Annotated in this window: 10 protein-coding genes; 6 read left to right on the top strand and 4 right to left on the bottom strand. The window is 42.5% G+C overall.

What is annotated here, in order from left to right:
- The 6 genes from A3763_RS00825 to A3763_RS00800 all read left to right on the top strand — a co-directional run.
- Positions 1 to 268, top strand: a 268-nt coding sequence (locus A3763_RS00825; RefSeq protein ID WP_304440766.1) for an Rnf-Nqr domain containing protein, incomplete at its 5' end; no start/stop codon positions are given.
- A gap of 31 nt (positions 269 to 299) precedes the next feature.
- Positions 300 to 1526, top strand: coding sequence for an NADH:ubiquinone reductase (Na(+)-transporting) subunit F (nqrF, locus tag A3763_RS00820; RefSeq protein ID WP_068506479.1), 1227 nt, complete (start codon positions 300 to 302; stop codon positions 1524 to 1526).
- A gap of 177 nt (positions 1527 to 1703) precedes the next feature.
- Positions 1704 to 2621, top strand: a complete 918-nt coding sequence (locus A3763_RS00815; RefSeq protein ID WP_197476281.1) for an FAD:protein FMN transferase — start codon at positions 1704 to 1706, stop codon at positions 2619 to 2621.
- Between the two features lie 9 nt (positions 2622 to 2630).
- Positions 2631 to 2864, top strand: a complete 234-nt coding sequence (gene nqrM / locus A3763_RS00810) for a (Na+)-NQR maturation NqrM (RefSeq protein ID WP_068634427.1) — start codon at positions 2631 to 2633, stop codon at positions 2862 to 2864.
- A 59-nt stretch (positions 2865 to 2923) separates the two neighbouring features.
- Entirely contained in the window at positions 2924 to 4315 is a 1392-nt protein-coding gene (sthA, locus tag A3763_RS00805; protein WP_068506486.1) for a Si-specific NAD(P)(+) transhydrogenase, read from the top strand.
- A gap of 204 nt (positions 4316 to 4519) precedes the next feature.
- Positions 4520 to 15229: a hypothetical protein gene (locus A3763_RS00800; RefSeq protein ID WP_068759815.1), complete on the top strand. Its 10710-nt coding sequence runs from the start codon at positions 4520 to 4522 to the stop codon at positions 15227 to 15229.
- 94 nt (positions 15230 to 15323) lie between these two features.
- Here the strand turns inward: A3763_RS00800 and A3763_RS00795 are convergent, their stop codons facing one another.
- From A3763_RS00795 to dusA, 4 genes are all read right to left on the bottom strand, one after another.
- Positions 15324 to 16040, bottom strand: a complete 717-nt coding sequence (locus A3763_RS00795) for a glycerophosphodiester phosphodiesterase (RefSeq protein ID WP_068506491.1) — start codon at positions 16038 to 16040, stop codon at positions 15324 to 15326.
- Positions 16041 to 16067: 27 nt separating this feature from the next.
- Positions 16068 to 16508 carry a TerB family tellurite resistance protein gene (locus A3763_RS00790; RefSeq protein WP_068506495.1) on the bottom strand — a complete coding sequence of 147 codons (441 nt, stop codon included), beginning with the start codon at positions 16506 to 16508 and terminating at the stop codon, positions 16068 to 16070.
- Complete coding sequence (gene tal, locus A3763_RS00785; protein WP_068506497.1) at positions 16505 to 17461, bottom strand: transaldolase; 957 nt, start codon at positions 17459 to 17461, stop codon at positions 16505 to 16507. The genes A3763_RS00790 and tal overlap by 4 nt, the downstream gene beginning before the upstream one ends.
- Before the next feature lie 77 nt (positions 17462 to 17538).
- Positions 17539 to 18555, bottom strand: a complete 1017-nt coding sequence (gene dusA / locus A3763_RS00780; RefSeq protein ID WP_068633830.1) for a tRNA dihydrouridine(20/20a) synthase DusA — start codon at positions 18553 to 18555, stop codon at positions 17539 to 17541.
- Positions 18556 to 18634 lie beyond the last annotated feature (79 nt).

The following is an 18634-nucleotide window of genomic DNA, read 5'->3' as shown; positions in this document are numbered from 1 at the left end:
GGTATTCCTACCATTGATCACAGTAAACTGTGCGATCATGGGTGCATCTCTATTTATGGTTGAGCGTGATTATAATCTTGCTGAGAGCACGGTCTATGGCTTGGGTGCTGGTGTCGGTTGGGCTCTAGCGATCGTCGCATTGGCCGGTATCCGAGAAAAGCTCAAGTACAGTGATGTGCCTGAAGGTCTGCGTGGCTTGGGTATTACCTTTATCACTGTAGGCTTGATGTCACTAGGTTTTATGTCGTTCTCTGGTATCTCGCTTTAATTAACACTGGGTAGATAGATAAGGTATTAATATGAATGCAGAAATAGTACTCGGTGTGGTGATGTTTACGGTGATTGTACTGTCACTTGTAGCCATCATACTGATCGCAAGAAAACAATTAGTGAGTAGTGGTGACGTCTCTATCTTGATAAACGAAGATCCTGACAACACTATTAAAACCCCGGCAGGAGGAAAGCTACTTCAAACGCTTGCTTCTGAAGGCCTATTTCTATCATCAGCTTGTGGTGGCGGTGGTACATGTGCGCAGTGTAAGTGTAAAGTTTTAGAAGGTGGTGGCTCTATGCTTCCAACTGAAAAAGCTTACTTTACCAAGCGTGAAGAAGGTGAAGGCTGGAGACTCGCTTGTCAGGTTCCTGTGAAACAGGACATGAAAGTCGAAGTTGACGAAGAAGTATTTGGCGTTAAGAAGTGGGTTTGTACTGTTGAATCAAACGACAACGTAGCTACTTTCATTAAAGAACTGGTTCTTAAGTTGCCAGAGGGCGAGAACGTTGATTTTCGCGCTGGTGGTTATGTTCAGCTTGAGTGTCCACCTCACGAAGTTGATTATAAAAACTTTGAAATTCAAGACGAATATCGCGAAGACTGGGATAAATTCAACTTGTGGCAGTATAAGTCAATTGTTAAAGAAGACGTTATACGAGCTTACTCAATGGCAAACTATCCTGAAGAAAAAGGGCTTGTTAAGTTCAACATTCGTATCGCTTCGCCTCCTCCAGGAACGAACCACCCTCCAGGGATAATGTCATCTTACGTATTCAATCTTAAGAAGGGCGATACCATCGATGTTTACGGGCCATTTGGTGAGTTCTTTGCTAAAGATACTGACAACGAAATGGTATTTGTTGGTGGCGGTGCGGGTATGGCCCCGATGCGTTCACATATTTTTGATCAGCTTAAGCGACTTGAGTCTAAGCGTAAGATGTCATTCTGGTATGGTGCTCGAAGCTTGAGAGAAATGTTTTATCAGGACGAGTATGACAAGCTAGCAGAAGAAAATGAAAACTTTGTATGGCATGCTGCGTTATCTGATCCGATGGAAGAAGATAACTGGAAGGGTTACACCGGGTTTATTCATAATGTTCTATATGAAAATTACCTCAAAGACCATCCAGCACCAGAAGATTGTGAGTACTACATGTGTGGGCCTCCAATGATGAACGCAGCTGTTATTCAGATGCTTAAGAGTCTAGGTGTTGAAGATGAGAACATCTTACTCGATGACTTTGGCGGTTAATCTCGTCTAGTTATATTTCTAGTTACGCCAGCCCTGAATAAGGCTGGCGTTTTTCGTTTACAGCGGTTTTTATTTATTGTGTTTAGATTTTCTATTTTTTTGGTTTTGATGCTCGGCCTAATGGCGTGCGGCCAACCTCATCCAGATCGACTTCAATATTCTTTAAGTGGTTCGACGATGGGTACCACTTACAATATAAATATTGTAAGCCCATCGGAGATTGATAGTTCACAGCTAAAAACGATCCAGTCTGCGATTGAGGCTGAGCTTGCTTCGATAGACTCTTTGATGTCTACTTATAAGCCTGACTCCGAAGTCTCTAGATTTAATCGCGCTGCTATAGGTGAGGGTGTTTCCTTGTCGGCCACAACTATTGAAGTGCTTAATGAGGCGCTTGCGTTAAATAACTTGAGCGAAGGGAGCTTCGACCCAACTGTTGGTCCGCTAATTGATGCCTGGGGCTTTGGCGGTGGCTCTAAGCACAAGGGGATAGTTGTTGAAGAAAAGAATCTCGCTTCTGTGCTTGAAAAAGTAGGTGTTCAACGCTTTAAATTGGTTGACGGTCAACTGTACAAACTCCAGGACGTAGAATTAGACCTCTCTGCTATTGCTAAAGGTTTTGCAGCAGATAAAGTTGCTATCGCGTTGCGTGAGCAAGGCATCGCAAACTTTCTGGTAGAAATTGGTGGTGAGGTAGTGACTCATGGTAGAAGTGTTCGTGACTCCTTGTGGGTATTAGGTATTGAATCACCTGATAAACAGGGTAGAAACGTTTATACTAGGGTTCATCTTGGTAATGCTGCGCTCGCTACGTCGGGAGATTACCGAAATTATTTTGAAGAAAATGGTAAACGATATTCTCACACGATTGACCCACTCAGCGGCAGGCCAGTTGAGCATCTGCTTGCATCTGTTAGTGTGATTGCTGAAGATTGCATGTTAGCTGACGGGCTTGCGACGGCGCTAATGGTGATGGGTGAGCAGAGGGGGTATGAGTTTGCCTCAAAGCACAATATCAGTGCGTTATTTATCTATCGAGGTGATGAAGGCCTCATAACAATGCACACTGATTCGTTTAAACAGTATCTTAAGTAGGAGGAACTTATGGAGTTATTTTTCATAGTTTTCGGTGTTCTTGCCCTGTTAATGTTGGTTATGGCTGTTGGCGTTATTTTTGCCAATAAGCCGATTACCGGTTCGTGTGGTGGAATGAGTGCGCTTGGTATGGAGGTTGCTTGCGACGTCTGTGGCGGTGACAAGGATAAATGCGACAAAGAAGTTGATAGTTCTGCTAAAGACGCTACCGGAAAAGATATTTCTTATAATGCAATGAAGTAGATACAGCTTAAGTATCATTACATACGGTTTTTTCTAGAGGTTCAGGAGATCAAGGTTATATGGCTGAGTATCATTATGATGTTGTAGTAATTGGCGCAGGCCCTGCAGGTGAAGGGGCAGCGTTAAACGCTGCAAAAGGCCATAAAATGGTCGCTGTGATCGAAGATAAACCCGTAGTTGGCGGGAACTGTGCTCATGTTGGAACAATACCTTCCAAAGCACTTCGACACGCCGTTAAGCAGATTATTACCTTTAACACCAATACCATGTTCCGTGATATCGGTGAGCCAAGATGGTTTTCCTTTCCGAGAGTCTTGAAGAACGCAGAAAAGGTAATCAGTAAACAGGTTAAGCTAAGAACCCGTTTTTATGCGCGAAATAAAATAGACTTGTACAACGGGTCGGCCTACTTTCTAGATGATAATCGTATAGAAATACGTGGAAATGGTTCCGCAGATATTGTTCATTTTAAAGAGGCGATCATAGCTAGCGGGTCTAGTCCCTATCGTCCGTCCAACGTTGATTTTACGCATGAGCGTATCTATTGTAGTGATTCGGTATTGCAGCTTAGCCATACTCCACGCACTATGGTTATTTATGGTGCCGGTGTTATTGGCTCCGAGTATGCATCAATTTTTTCCGGTTTAGGTGTGAAAGTCGACCTGATTAATCCTGGCGAGAAATTACTATCATTCCTTGATGATGAGATTTCTGATGCGCTTAGCTATCACCTTCGAAACAATGGTGTTCTTGTCCGACACAACGAAACCTACGAGACAGTTGTCGGTACCGATTACGGTGTAGAGGTTACTTTCGAGTCGGGCAAAAAGATCAAAGCTGATGCTTTTCTTTGGTGTAATGGTCGCAGCGGCAATACCCAAAATCTTGGGCTAGAAAATATAGGTCTTGAAGCAAACTCACGCGGTCAGCTTTCAATTGACGACCACTATCGAACAGATGTAGAGAATATCTATGCTGTAGGTGATGTGATTGGTTGGCCAGCACTTGCTAGCGCTGCTTACGATCAAGGTCGCTCTGCTTCATCCGCTTTGCTTAACGATAGTTACTTCAGGTTTATTAATGATGTACCTACCGGTATCTATACGATCCCAGAAATTAGCTCTGTCGGTAAGAATGAAAAGGAGCTTACGGAAGCCAAAGTTCCTTATGAAGTAGGGCAGGCATTTTTCAAAGACTTGGCTAGAGCTCAGATTACCGGTGAAGCGGTCGGAATGCTTAAAATATTGTTCCATCGTGAGACCAAAAAAATATTGGGAATCCATTGCTTTGGAGATCAGGCGGCCGAAATCGTACACATCGGTCAGGCGATTATGAATCAGGAAGGTGATGCAAATACCCTAGATTACTTCATTAATACCACATTTAACTACCCAACTATGGCAGAAGCATATCGTGTTGCGGCACTAAATGGTCTTAATCGCATATTCTGATTTTAAACTTTTCGTCATTTTTCTTCGATTTGAGAGCGTTTTTTGAACGCTCTTTTTCTTTTTGTTGTCTCAGTTCACGCTTCGGAATTCCTTCATTTGTAAGACTTTTTCTGATTTTGTAGCATTAGGGATATTTTGTAATAAAGCCGACTATCGCTACAACTGACTAAACTACGTAGCCAGACATGGAAAAGTGCCGCTTATATGATAACTCAAAGGTTTAGACTGTTTTCTTGGAGCTCCCTGTTTACACTCCTTTTAATTCTTTCCGGTTGTGGCGAGGGTGATAGTAAATATGTTCCTTTACCAGAAGACACGGAAGGAAACGAATCCTTAGACATTTTTCTAAATAGTGGTGCAGTTAAAGGCCCAGTCGCTTTCTCCGATATCTCGATCTATAGCGTCGATTTAGAGTCAGAGCGATATGCAAACTTTAAATCTGTTGCTAACGGTGTTTTTAAGGCATACGCTGACCTGGGTATATCTATTGATGGTGATTCCTTGGTTCTACCTGAAGGTCGGAGTTCTGCTCAGGTGCTGAATGATTTCGAGGCTCTGGTTGAAACAGGCTCCTATGTTTCTGAACTCGACTATTTCAAAGTAAAAGTTGAAAACGCAGGAACTATTGCAAAAGCTAAAAGCTATTTGGATGTCTATCTAGGGCTAACAAAGCCAGTTAAAGACGAGGATTCCACATTTGACTTGCTTAAGGAAGAGACAAATTCAATTGTTAAAGACAGAGTTTCGGAAGCCCTTTCCGCTTACTCTGATCTAAATGATTTTAAGCGGAAATTGAACGATGTTGATGGCTTTTATGAAGAGCTTCTCGAAGTTGGCTCATTTTCAGGTGTTAATTCGGTAGTAGCCAAATACTCAACTAAAGAGTCAGACCCGACGAAAGCAGAACACTGGTCAGCACTTAAGGACTCTTTTAGCGAACTGCAATCATTAGCAATGACAAGTAAAGAAATTGCTGAGCGCTATGATGTTGTCGCGTTTGATGAATCTAACGACGAGAAAACGCTTGTTGAAATAGCGCTTGAGACAAACGACCAAGTTGCAATTAGTAACTTGAAAGAACTTCGTGATTCCCTAGCTCAATCTTTACCTGTAATTGATCTAAAGGAGCTTGTTTATTTAGCCTATCGGAAAGAGGGAAACCCATCAGTCAAAGCAGGTTTGAATTCATTCTTTCACTCCATTATTACCTATCAAGACCTTATATCTATCGTTCAAAATCATCGAGCTGTCTACAGTTTTTTAGGCGTGCGTGAAGGTGTTGACGCCGCTGAAGATATACAAGCTATGCATAGTGAGCTAATGAGTCTGATGCAGCAGGAGGCTCAATTAGCATTCGATAGTATTTTACTTAGTACCGATGTAGAAAACGGGGTTTCTGCCAATAGGCTATCTTACGGTTCTTCAAACGGTGCCGCGAAACTGGAAGGGCTGTTTGTCGGCCAGTATCGAGGATTTATATATATAGAAGCAAACATGGTTCCTTCATCCGTTGACCTAAATAGTGGTAAAGCTCCTATATTGAGTAAAATGGTATCAATCATCCATACCGATGACATTCTCGGATACGGCGATAATGAAGCATTAGATGAGACTCGTTATTATGTTAAGAATGGTATTGTCCAGCGCAACGCAGAAGGCGAATTAATTACATCTTTGGCAGATTTTGAGTCAGGGGCATCTGACGAGTTGTTTACGGTGCAACCCTCTCGATATACAACCCCGCTTACTTCTCTTGCGGTAGAAATTGCTCAGCAAAAAGTCATTAACCTCCAGCCTCTTGTTGAACGCTTGAACGATGGTAATGGCTATCAGGGTTCCGCCGCCAATGAGAAAAATGTCTATTTTGATCTTGGTGAACAGGCTTTAAGCGAACTTCTTGAAGAGTCGCAAAGCATTGTGTCCAGGTCTTTTAATATTACAGAGGGGGATGAGCTGAAGAATATTTTCGCTATCAGTCCGGTCACTCTTCCTCACATGAAGTACTTTCAAGATGAGCTTGAGGCATCCTATCGTTATCGCTTTAATATCGAATATTACGGCGCGATGCTCCAGTCTCTTAAGTTAGCAAGTAATTTAGATTACGAAGTAGTTCAAAACGAGATTGCCAAGGATCTGTATGACGGACAAATTGATGGCAAGCAGAATTCTGAATTTATTGAATCCTTGTCTTCGATAAATAGTCTTACGTATTTTGCAACGAGAGAGCCGTCTTCCGCATTTATCCCAGATACCACGGTGAACGTTAGTGAATTGGGCCAACTGTTAGAGCAAGAGTTTGAACTGCTTGTTGGCGAAGACTCTGATTTCGGTGAATACAATTCTTATTTGCAAAATTTAGCGTTGGTTGGAGCGGCTGGTGGTGTAGATTCTGACGGTGACGGAATGCTCGATAATGATGACCCTGACCCATCAACTCCCAATGAGATTGTCGATAATGGTTATGATGGATTGCGTTCGGTTTCTGTGCAATTCGAAGACGCTTTACTAATGCCTATAGATCAAAGTCTAGTTCTGACAATCCCAATAGAGGAAGTTCAGACAGGTGATGATGAAAAGCTAAGCTGTGCGCCTCATGACTCCCAATGTATATTGGTTGGGGATATGTCGGTTGAAATAGAGGTCGCTTCCAGCATCAACGTAGCACCTGATACGCATAATGCGACTATTTCCTCTCGTCTGTTCGATAGTGGAAGTGCGCGTTTCTTAGAACTAAAAATCGATGGATCAAAAGCGGGTTCGTATTCTGCATATGTACAGCTCACAACAGAAGCTCAGGTTAACCCTGAGACAAAAGCAGTAGAGGTCGATGAACAGCAATTCGGATTTGAACTACCTTTCACAATCTTTGATTTCTCAACACTTGAATTTAGGGTTGTAAGCGAAAATCAAGATCCTGTGACAGGCTCCGAGTTCGTTAACGCAGGCTCTAAGATCGTCCTTCAATTTAAAGCAACTGATCAAATATGCGAGCTATATCCTGTTTGCGGTGACAATAATGAAAACGTCGGAGAGTTTCTCGATCTTGACTTGATTGGTGAATCTTTTTCTGTCCAATATCAAATCAATGATGAAGAGGAAGCCAGCCCCTTCCAGCTAGCAGCTTCTGAGGGCCTTACCGGCGACTTGTCAGTTATTTCAAACCTTCAGGCAGGCCAAGCCATAAATGCGACGCTTACCTATAGCGACAAACAATCGTCCATATATTTGGGGGATATAAATGCTTCGGTCGTTGATGTCGATGCTGTAGATTTTCGAGAAAAATGCCCTGAACCGTTGTCTGGAATTGATGATGTGAACGGAGATGGCGTTATAGACGCTAATGACAATCTTCCTTGTTTTGCTGACATCTTAGCAGCAACAGATAGCAAAGCCGAAGTTTACAACTCAGACCTAGATGAGTACTGGTATTTTGACGACAGTTGGCATTTTATCATTAGAGAAAGCGGCAATAGGGATAGGTTCTTAGGTCACGTACAGCTGCCTAAAGACAAGTACAGTAATTATCAAAAAGTACAGAAGCTTTTGTTCGACTCTGAATTAAGACGGATGTATCTGGCATTTAGCGGAGGTGCGATTAGCTATTACTCCTTAACTACACAATCTGTTTCATCTTTTTATATACCTAGTGTCGAAGAAGACACTTCGAACTTTGTTCTTTTAGGTTCGAACTTATTGATACAGCCTGAGACGTCTAACTCGGCAATATTCGACTCAAACGGCGATGTGGTAAGTATTAATTTTGGTTTGACGTTTCCAGAGCCGGGTAGATTACTTACCCCTCACTTAGGAAACCTTAGTTTAACTCGATTTGCCAATGATATAGCCGTACGTTACGAAATTGAGCGCTATAGGGACGGCAGTGTTCAATCACTCGAAGGCTTGAATTCTACCGATACTGTGTCATTAGACTCTGGGCAAGGTGAATTTGGTGACACGCTAACAATCTATCTTAGTGTCAAAGCGCTAGATGAACAGTTGATAGAATATAGTTATTCCACGCATTTAATTGGGACTAATGGTTTTGTCCTAAACTCTGATTATTCAGACGATGAAAATCCGCCCCTTTTAAGTGCTGGTCAGCTTGATTTGTCAGGCGCGCACATAGCAGATCATTTGTATGTCGAATGGGCTGTAAACGATATATCTACAGATTCACTAGTATATAGTTTTACTGATAAACGATATCCGTATCTGTACGAAGCCAGTAAGCTTGAATACGGAGATGTCATTGAAGCGACTATTTACCTTAAACGCTCAGCAGATTTTTCCAGTCAGCAAGACATTCGTCTTGCCACGCTTGAAGGAGTCTTTGTAGGTGATCTTGGTAATTATATTCCTGTTTTAGATACTGAATACTGGGATGAAAATCTTCATCCGGTAGATGCAAGCGTTAAAGCACGATTGATCAGTAGTACAGAGAACGATGACTTCTACGCGGCAGCAAATTTCACACCAGTTTGGTTTATTAATGATGTTGAGGTTCCAGGAGAAAGCTCTTTTGAGTTTCCGACAAACCCAGAGACAAACATCAGGTTTGGCGACGTAATATCTGTAGAATATTCGTACAGCATAGGGCAGGAGTCCGGTCGTACTGAAACACTTAGGCTCCCCACTATCGAAACAGACTCTGAGCTAACTGAGTTTTCCATTACTCCCGTCGTTGTTGAGGAGGGCGAATCAGTGAGTCTAGATTTGTCCAAGTTCAGCGCTGTTGCGTTGGAAACGCTTGAAGCTCGTTGGTATATAAATGGTGAGCTGGATCGTTTAGTTAAAGATTTTACCTATCCTGGTGAAAAGCTAAGGTATGGTGATTTAATTCGTTTAGAGCTTGCTCCCCTTGTTGCTGAAGACAATGAGGTTCAAGACTCGTTTTCATACGAGGGTGCGAAAGCTTTTGTAGGGCTAAATATCGATAAGTTGAACGGTTCTACTGATGCTTCAAACGCTTTTGTTGACAGTGATGGCGATGGAGTTCCAAACTTTCGCGACTATTTCAGGTTTGATCAGAACTGTTCAGTGGAAGGCGAGGGTCGCCCAGATGATCTAGACTCTGATGGCCTGCCCGACCTGGTGGAACTTACAAGCGCCTATTCAACCAACCCTCATTTGCGAGACTCTGACTCTGATGGGATTAATGACTTTACTGAGAGTGAATTAAACCTCTCCCCAGTTTTACTTGATAGTGATGGCGATGGTTACTCAGATGGTTTTGAGCTCATCTGGGGTAGTGACCCAATTGATGATGCGGACCCATCAATTGGTGATGATAAGGATCATGACGGTCTAACCGATGAGTTAGAATTAGTAAATGGGACACTTGTAAATGGTAGTGACTCCGACAACGATGGACTTGAAGACGGGTTAGAATTGTTACTCGGCACTGAACCTCTTTCCGCTGATTTCGATGGCGATGGTTTATCTGATGGTGTCGAGAAGTATTTGACTTCAACAAACCCTCTTATACCAGATAGTGATGGTGATCAGCTTAGCGATGGTGTCGAAGTTGCTCTTACGCTTACCGACCCGTCAAGCTCTGATACCGATAACGATGGGGTTTTAGATCGTGAAGAGGAGTCTTCACTAGCTATTGACGATAAGACCTTATATCAGGTTTTATACCCTGATGATTTGTTAGCGTACAACAAAAATGCTTCTGAGTCTTTCGTTCCTCAGGGGACGTGTTATGCCACATGGCTAGCCAGAAATAAAGCTGATGAGATCAAAGTGAGCTTTGAACCTCAAATAGACGAATCTAGTAAGCAGGAAGTTTTATTTTTTAACGATACTTGGCCTGAAGTAATTAGATTTCAAGCTGATCAAGGAAGGTTTACCAAGGCAATCGGGAAAGGCGATATAGATGCGAGAATTACCTCCGCTAATTACGCGCGCACCAATAGTAATTTACTCTACTTAGGGTTTAGTGATGGTTCGATTTGGAGTGCTGATCTTACCCAAGCAGAGCCAAGCCTAACTCTTAGTTATCTGCTTCCCGAAAAACAAGCGGTTATTGCCTTAGTTGATCAGGGTGATTTTCTCCTGGCTTCAGTTTCTGCAGACGGCGCTAGTGAGAATATCTTTATGTTTGAAGATGCGGGGGCAGGCCAATCTCCGGTTAATGTGTCACCATTCTCAAGTAATATTCAATTGTCTTCGGCCGTGTGGCAGAACGCCGATAGCGCAGCACTATGGGGCTTTAGGAGTAATAGCAGTGAGTTGGTGCAACTTGTCGTGGATGTTCCTGGTAAGAGTTTGTCACAAACTATTTTTGAATCAGATCAAACACTCGTGTCACCCTTATATGTGAAAGAAGAGGTCGCTGGTTCAAAACTCTATATTTCGAACGGCGTTACCTTTGACACGAATGATTTAAGTTTCGAATATGACAATAGCAGTAATTTTAATCTGGGTATCTATCACCAGGATCATCATATTCAATCTATGAGCGCTAATAATGCATTACGCTTAAGTTATGGCCTTACAGGTGAGTGGAGTCTTGAGCAAAGTTATTACGGTCGTGAGCTTGTTGCTCTAATACCTACCGGGTTTAATGTTTTGGCTCTAACTCAGCCTTCAAATATTGATGAAAGCGGTTCTGCCGGCTTAAGGTTTGATGTGGTTCAAGTTGGAGATTCCGATGACAACGGCTTACCTCAATGGTGGGAGTCCTTATTTGCAGAAGGTACGCTTGCTCAGTTTTCCAACTTCGACCAGCCTGAAGAGTATGACTTTTCAACAGATTTTAATAGCATAATTGCTAGGGATTTTGATTCAGATAGCGAAGATATGGATGATGATGGCCTAAGCAATTCATTGGAACGTAGTCTAGGTAGCTGTGTTGATGTGAGTGATGAATGTCCTACGCCTTCGGACTCGGATCTAGATGGTTTATCGGATTTGTTCGAACAACAATACTCGTTTACCGACAGCCTGGGTATCGAGCATCGAGTCAGCCTGACTTCAGGTGATACCGATGCCGACGGCTTAAGTGACTATGATGAGATTATTACGATAGGCAGCTATCCCGATAACAATGATTCTGATGGCGACCTTATCTGTGATGCTCAAGAACTCGAGTTAACAGGGACAGATTTATTGAATTCAGACTCGGATGGCGATGGCTTAACAGATGGCAGAGAGCTGGGTATCGTTACATTAAATTGTGATGCTCTTTTCAAGGGGGACGTGTTCAGTGATCCTCTCAGTTTCGATTCAGACGAAGACGGCTTAAATGATAGAGAGGAGTTTTTTGCATCGACTGACCCGTTTAACCCTGATTCTGATGGTGACGGCCTTAAAGATGGCCAGGAAGTAATCTTTGGTGGCGACCCGCTTGACAGTATGTCGCGTAATGGAGTCCTGCTAGATGGTGAGATTGATAGTGATAGTGATGGCCTCTCTGACAGCTACGAGCTAAATCATAGCAATTCTAACCCAAATAATGCCGATAGCGACTCAGATGGTTTATCTGACTATGTCGAAGTTACTTTGGTTGGCTCAAACCCTAATAACATAGATACTGATGGTGATTTGATTTGTGATATTTTTGAAGATATTTACGATCAAGATGGTGAGTATCTTCAAACAGACCCTGCACTTAGCGATACTGATTCTGACGAATTAAGTGACGCATTTGAGCTTGGCTTGTCAGGCGATCCTGTATCATGTTCCGAGCTTCCTAATCTAAACCCGGTTTCAGACCCAAGGTTGTCAGACAGTGACGGTGATGGGCTTTCTGACGTTTTAGAGGTCACTTATGTCTATGACAGTTATTCAGACGATTTTCGTTTACGTAAGCCTGACGTAAACCTAACAATAGATCCGTTATTGTTAGATACAGATGGTGACTTGTTGTGTGATTTCATAGAACTTGGAGTCAGTAATCCTGCTGAAAGTGATACTGACTTCGATGGCCTGAATGATGCTACTGAACTAGGTCTTGAGTTAAGCGAAGTTCTCTGTACTCCCATTTCAATAGCAGATCAGTTAACTAGTCCTGTACTCAGCGATAGTGATAACGACGGTCTAAGCGATGGGCAGGAGATTTTGATTACGGGAACAGATCCTCTTGATACTGACTCAGATGATGATGGTATAAGAGATGGTGACGAAGATCGTGATGGCGACGGTTTGAGCGACTATGTTGAGCTTAATCTTTCCTTCACTCTTTTCGATACTGTTGATAGCGATGGCAATGAAGTTAATGATGCCCTTGATGATCAAGATGGTGATGGCTTAAGCAATATCGAAGAGTTGGGTTATGGGACGTGCATTGCCTATCAGGCTGTATCATGCCCAAGTCCAGAGGATAGCGATCAAGATGGTGTTTCAGACTTTGATGAAATTAATCGAGCTGATCAGGAAGGCACAGACCCCCTTGGTTCAGATACAGATGGCGACGAGCTTACTGATAGCGAAGAGCTAGCTATAGGTACCAATCCTCTCTTAGCAGACTCTGATCTTGATGGGATCGATGACAATGAAGAACTTACGTTATCGTTAACTGACCCACTAAATCCAGATACTGACAATGATTTTCTAGCGGATGGGCAGGATGATAGCCCCTTGCAGCCTGATAGCGACAACGATTCGTTATTAGATGGCATTGAGGTTCATATTTTAGGCACCTCGCCTGACAATAACGATAGTGATGTTGATGGGCTTAAAGATGGAGATGAAGTATGGGTCTATGGTTTCGGTCTTGATGAGTTAACGTTGCTCAAGACTGGTCGTGATCTCGATATAGACCTTAATTCAAAGAGTGGTGTTACTGGTTGGAATCCGCCTTCCAATAGCTTCGAGGGTGCTGCCTACGAATATCTCGTTACAGACGTCGCGAGAATTGTAGTCAATGATGCTGGCACTTCGCTAAACGAGCCATTTGTTGCTGAAGGTGATGAGCTTGATGCGGGTGTTGAGGTTATCGGTAAAATTCATATTCGATATATCTCTAATCCTTCTCTAGCGGATAGTGATGGTGACGGGCTTACTGATTATACCGAGCTCATGCTGATTGAGAAAACCTATGGTGATACCCGTTTTGATATTAATCCGCTCGATATCAATACAAGTTACCAGGAGCTGGAATCCAACGAAGAAAACTTTAAAGTATCTGACCCTTTAAGGGCTGATACCGATGGGGATGGCCTTAGTGATGGCGATGAAGACATAGATGATGATCTGTATGTCAACGACTTAGATCAAAATAATGAAGATTCTTCAGTTATTGTTGCAGATACTGATTTTGATGGATTGCCGGATGGTATTGAAGTGCTGCTTACCCAAAGTAATCCTGCTAAGAACGATACAGATGGAGATGGCTTGTTTGATGGCAATCAAAATAATGACACCGAATCTCGTTATGAAGTTATTTATGATTCCGCAAACCCTCCGAGATTAATTGAGAGCACAGCCTCTTGTAATGCTGATGAATATCGACTTAGTAACATAGGAAACAGTGAATATTGCGTTCAACTTTCATATATATCAGACCCGTCAAAGATAGATAGTGATGCAGACGGCGTACCTGATCGGTACGTCACGGAAAGCTCGAAAGAGATGTTTGATCATTTTCCACTTGATAGGAGTTGTCATAGATTAACTGATGGCGTAATTGATAATGATGATCCTTCTGACAGGAAGTGCTATTCCGCGTGGATGGCGGGGCAGGCCTCTATCGACCAAGTTCGCAATGGCAGCTGGGATGATATAAGTGCAGGGAGTCAAAATGTCGTAACGTTTTCCGGTAAAGGCTGGGATAGAATCATCAGATATCGAATGGGGGCTTCTGAAGATACATCGTATTATCTCCCGCATACACCGGTAAGTGGTGATGTAGTAACCGCGCTTTCAGGAAGCTTACAAAGGTTATATTTTGCAGATGACGAAGGAGCTATTTATTATCAAAATCTTGAAAGTGACAGCCCCTTGGTTCCGTTTGTTCAGCTCGCTGCTGAAGATTCAGATGTTGTACATATAAGTGGATTGGGCGATAACTTGTTTGTTTTCACGCGAAACTCCACCGCTTTAGAAGAGCGCTACAAATTGATTATGTTTGATGCTGCTGGCGCGCTGCTTGGTAGTATTGTGGACATCGAATATGATGTTTTGCCAGACAGTATTAAATTAGCCTGTCGCAATGACAGCTGCACTACTTTGGTTGATATTCTTGCAGTTGTTCGTGTAGATAATCATCCAAACAATGAAGTACTTTCAATGACCTTGGACTTATCGACGTTTGGTATTGCCTCTGATGAAATATCCACTATTTTTGAATCATCAGAGAAACCGCTTAGCGGGCCCATTCAGTTATCTGAAAATGGTGAATTGATCTACTTCGGATCTGGGCATCAACTTACTCTGGCTTCACTAGAGGTGCCGGTGGCAGGCAGTTTGTTGCATAAATCATACGGTTTAGCTGAATACTCGACGTTTTATGATCTTCATGAAGAAAACCAGCACTTCATTGCTATCGTTGACGATCCTAGTTCTTTATTTAACTCTCAAGAAACGCGGGCAGTCTATATCGAGGACAATAAGCCTACAGATGATGGCGAACCAACAAAGTATCTGATACAGCAAGCCACAGAAGATGAGCTAATGATGAAAGTCTTGCCGCAACAAGTCGCAGGCCAGAGTGACTTTGCGTTATTAAGTGTGTATGACTCGCTCGTCGATATAATGCCTATCGGTGTGACGGATCAAGATTCAGACGGGATGCCGGGAATATTCGAGATGCTTTACGGCTTGGATGATAGTGACCCAAGCGATAAGTTCAAAGACTTGGATAAGGATAATTTAACAAATATCGAAGAGTATCTGTTAAATACTAAACCTGACAATTCGGACTCTAATGATAATGGGGTTTCAGATTTTCAGGAAGCGTATTTGAATTAAAGATGAAGGCTAAGGGTGATTATGTTCCGCTCTTAGCCTTATGGTAAGTAGCCGTTTTTGGCTTGCCTAGCTTAGTTGTTTGAAAGCGCGATATCTAATTAAAGTGATGCAGTGCAGAGCTCGGAATATCAGTGATAATACTATGAACGCCCATTGCTTTTAGGGTTTCCATTCTTTCAATACTATTCACCGTCCAACATGATACCTCAAGCCCATAAGATTTTGCGTTTCTCAATAAGGTTGGGCTAATCAACCTGTTGTTGATGACCAGTAGCTTGCAATCGAGCGATACAGCGGTCTTCAATGGCCTGCGATACCGGTATTCTGCGACATAGCCGGTGTCTATTTCTGGCGATAATCGGTTTATTTCATGTAGAATCCAGCGGCTGGCAGAAGTAACCGTTGCCTTATCATAAAGATTATTGCTGCGAAAAAAATCTTGTAATCGCTTTACAATTAGTTTCAATACATGCCGATGATCGTTCTTTACTTCAAATTGCCAGCTTCGAGTATTTGGTACGCTATCTACCACTTCTTGTAGGTGTGGAATGTAACAGGGAGAGTGCCAGCCTGGTGTATTATGTCGGGAATCAACTTTGCTTAGAAAAGAATAGGGATAATGAGCTATCTTGCCTTGCAGGTTGCTTGTGCGTGACAAATTTCGGTCGTGATAGACTACCAACTCTCCATCTGAAGATAATTGAATGTCTAACTCGAAATCCAAACAGCCATTTGATTGAGCATGAATAAAGCCCGTTACAGTGTTTTCCGGCGCTTCGTTCCGAGCACCTCTATGTCCGATAATTATCATTTATGACGTCCGTTCTAAAACTAAGTGCTATATATTACTAGCTTCGTGTTTCGCTTTGATGAACAGGGTGTGAGGTATATAAATCAAATCACTGACCTTTCTGATCAGGTGCTCTTCATAACGATCAATATCGCTATCAGCGTAAGCAATTTTCCACATCGCAAGAATTAAGCGATATTTTGAGTCGCTATCAAACTTTTTATTTATAAGGTCGGTATGTTCCCAAAGCGAGGTGGCAGAGCGAGATAGTTCGCGCGCTTCACGGATTAAAGCGTCAGTGTCACTGATTGAAAGCTGAAACGCAGATGCACAATGCTCTTGAAGTACCAGCCACTCAGACTCGGTTTGTTTATGGTCCGCATTAATAACCTCAATTAATAATGCGGTAGCAACTGTAGAAATGTCAGTTTCAGATAGTGCTTGGTCTTGATTTGATTGTGTTATTTTGGCAATTAAACGCTGAATCATTCTGGGTGGTCTCTGAGCAAGCCTTCTAAGGCTACTTGGTCAATAGCAAATTTTCTGATGCCTTCAGCTAGTTTTTCAGTTGCCATTGGAGATTGGTTCATATTCCAGCGAAAGCTTGCTTGATCAGTTACTAAACCTTGTGTCGAAGTCGAATTTGGTACAATCAGCTTTCGTTCGAGGCTACCATTGTCACAAGATAGTTGTTTCAGTAGTTCCGGGCTAATGGTAAGCCGGTCACAGCCAGCTAGTTGCTCAATTTCATCAGTATTTCTAAAGCTTGCACCCATTACAACAGTGCTAAAGCCGTGTTGTTTATAATAATTATAAATTTCTGAAACCGAAATGACGCCAGGGTCTTCATGCGGAAGATATTGGTCTTTGTCGGTGTTTGCTTTATACCAGTCAAGTATGCGACCTACGAAGGGTGAAATTAAGAAGGCGCCAGACTCTGCAGCTGCTTTAGCTTGCACAAAGTCAAACAATAAGGTTAAGTTGCAATTGATGCCTTCTTTCTCCAGCTGCTCAGCCGCTTTAATTCCTTCCCATGTGGAGGCTATCTTGATAAGAATTCTACTCTTACTAACGCCGCTATCCTCATAAAGTTGAATCAAGGACTTAGCTTTGGCTACTGTGGCAGGGGTATCAAAGGAAAGGCGAGCATCTACTTCAGTGGAAACTCTGCCTGGAACGACTTTTGATATTTCGGTACCAATTGATACTGCTAGGTGGTCGCATGCCAAAGAAAGCTGCTCTTGGTCACTCTTGCCCTGGCTAGATCCATAGTTAATTGCGTTGTCAATTAAGGGGCGGTATTGAGGGAGGGGGGCAGCCTTAAGTATTAATGATGGGTTAGTTGTTGCGTCTTGTGGCTGCCATTTTTTTATCGCGTCAATGTCACCTGTATCTGCGACTACGGTAGTGTACTGTCTTAACTGTTCTAATTTACTTGCCATTGATTTCTGATTTCCTTTTTGTATTCCATATCTATAAACGATAGCAGCTTTTTAGCTTAAGAATATGACAATCCCAATCATTTTTCAGGCACAAGAGAAAGCGCCTGTTCTAGCGTTTTAAGATCGGCTCCATCTTTGTATGCGTTTTCACTTAAATACCGGCGAAATTGTTTGCCACCGGATTGTCCATGAAAGAGGCCTAATAAATGGCGAGTAATGTAATGAAGCTTTTGACCCCCTTTAAGCTGTGTTTCAATGTAAGGCATCATGTCGTGAATAATGTCGTGACGGCTTTTACCATGGGGTTTTGCTCCAAACAATTGTTCGTCGACGCTAGAAAGTAACCATGGGTGCTGGTAGGCTTCGCGTCCAACCATTACTCCATCAACTAGCTTAAGGTGTTGCTTGCACGAATCGATAGACTTTATTCCGCCGTTAATAATGATTTCAAGGTCCTTAAATTCCTTTTTTAGGCGATAGACATATTCATACTTTAGAGGTGGGATTTCTCTGTTTTCTTTTGGACTTAAGCCATCAAGAATGGCGATACGCGCATGAACGATAAAAGTTTTACATCCGTCCTCAGCGATTTTCGATACGAAATCACGAACAAACTCATAGCTATCATGTTCATCTATTCCAATTCGATGCTTAACAGTGATCGGGATGTCTACAGTATTTTTCATCGCAGAAATACATTGCTTAACGAGGTCAGCGTGAGCCATTAAGCAAGCGCCAATCATGTTATTTTGCACTCTGTCGCTTGGGCAGCCAACGTTTAAATTGATCTCGTCATAGCCAAATTGAGCGGCAATTTCTGCGCATCGTGATAACTCGGACGGCTTACTCCCACCAAGCTGAAGTGCAATAGGGTGTTCTTCATTGTTATACCTGAGAAATCGATCAGCACCCCCATGGATAATTGCGCCAGTAGTCACCATTTCGGTATAAAGAAGGGTATGTTTTGAAAGTAGGCGTGCCATATAGCGATAGTGGCGATCAGTCCAATCCATCATCGGGGCGACTGAAAACTTGCGGCTAGGCTCAATAGCTGGTGAACTATTTTTCTGTGATGGCTCTGAGTTGTTAATCATAAGGGTCGAAAAGAAGAAATTTGGAATCTACGGTTAATTAAACCAAGTTTAACACACTCTAAGTCACTAATTTTTATTA

It is taken from the genome of Oleiphilus sp. HI0128, from assembly GCF_001635365.1.
The sequence above is the reverse complement of the archived record's forward strand: the minus strand, read 5'-3'. Positions and strand labels throughout refer to the sequence as shown.

Bases quoted from the DNA above. Each gene is read 5' to 3' on its own strand.
- nqrF (WP_068506479.1), top strand. From the start codon at position 300: ATGAATGCAGAAATAGTACTCGGTGTGGTGATGTTTACGGTGATTGTA.
- A3763_RS00815 (WP_197476281.1), top strand. From the start codon at position 1,704: ATGGGTACCACTTACAATATAAATATTGTAAGCCCATCGGAGATTGAT.
- nqrM (WP_068634427.1), top strand. From the start codon at position 2,631: ATGGAGTTATTTTTCATAGTTTTCGGTGTTCTTGCCCTGTTAATGTTG.
- sthA (WP_068506486.1), top strand. From the start codon at position 2,924: ATGGCTGAGTATCATTATGATGTTGTAGTAATTGGCGCAGGCCCTGCA.
- A3763_RS00800 (WP_068759815.1), top strand. From the start codon at position 4,520: ATGATAACTCAAAGGTTTAGACTGTTTTCTTGGAGCTCCCTGTTTACA.
- A3763_RS00795 (WP_068506491.1), bottom strand. From the start codon at position 16,040: ATGATAATTATCGGACATAGAGGTGCTCGGAACGAAGCGCCGGAAAAC.
- A3763_RS00790 (WP_068506495.1), bottom strand. From the start codon at position 16,508: ATGATTCAGCGTTTAATTGCCAAAATAACACAATCAAATCAAGACCAA.
- tal (WP_068506497.1), bottom strand. From the start codon at position 17,461: ATGGCAAGTAAATTAGAACAGTTAAGACAGTACACTACCGTAGTCGCA.
- dusA (WP_068633830.1), bottom strand. From the start codon at position 18,555: ATGATTAACAACTCAGAGCCATCACAGAAAAATAGTTCACCAGCTATT.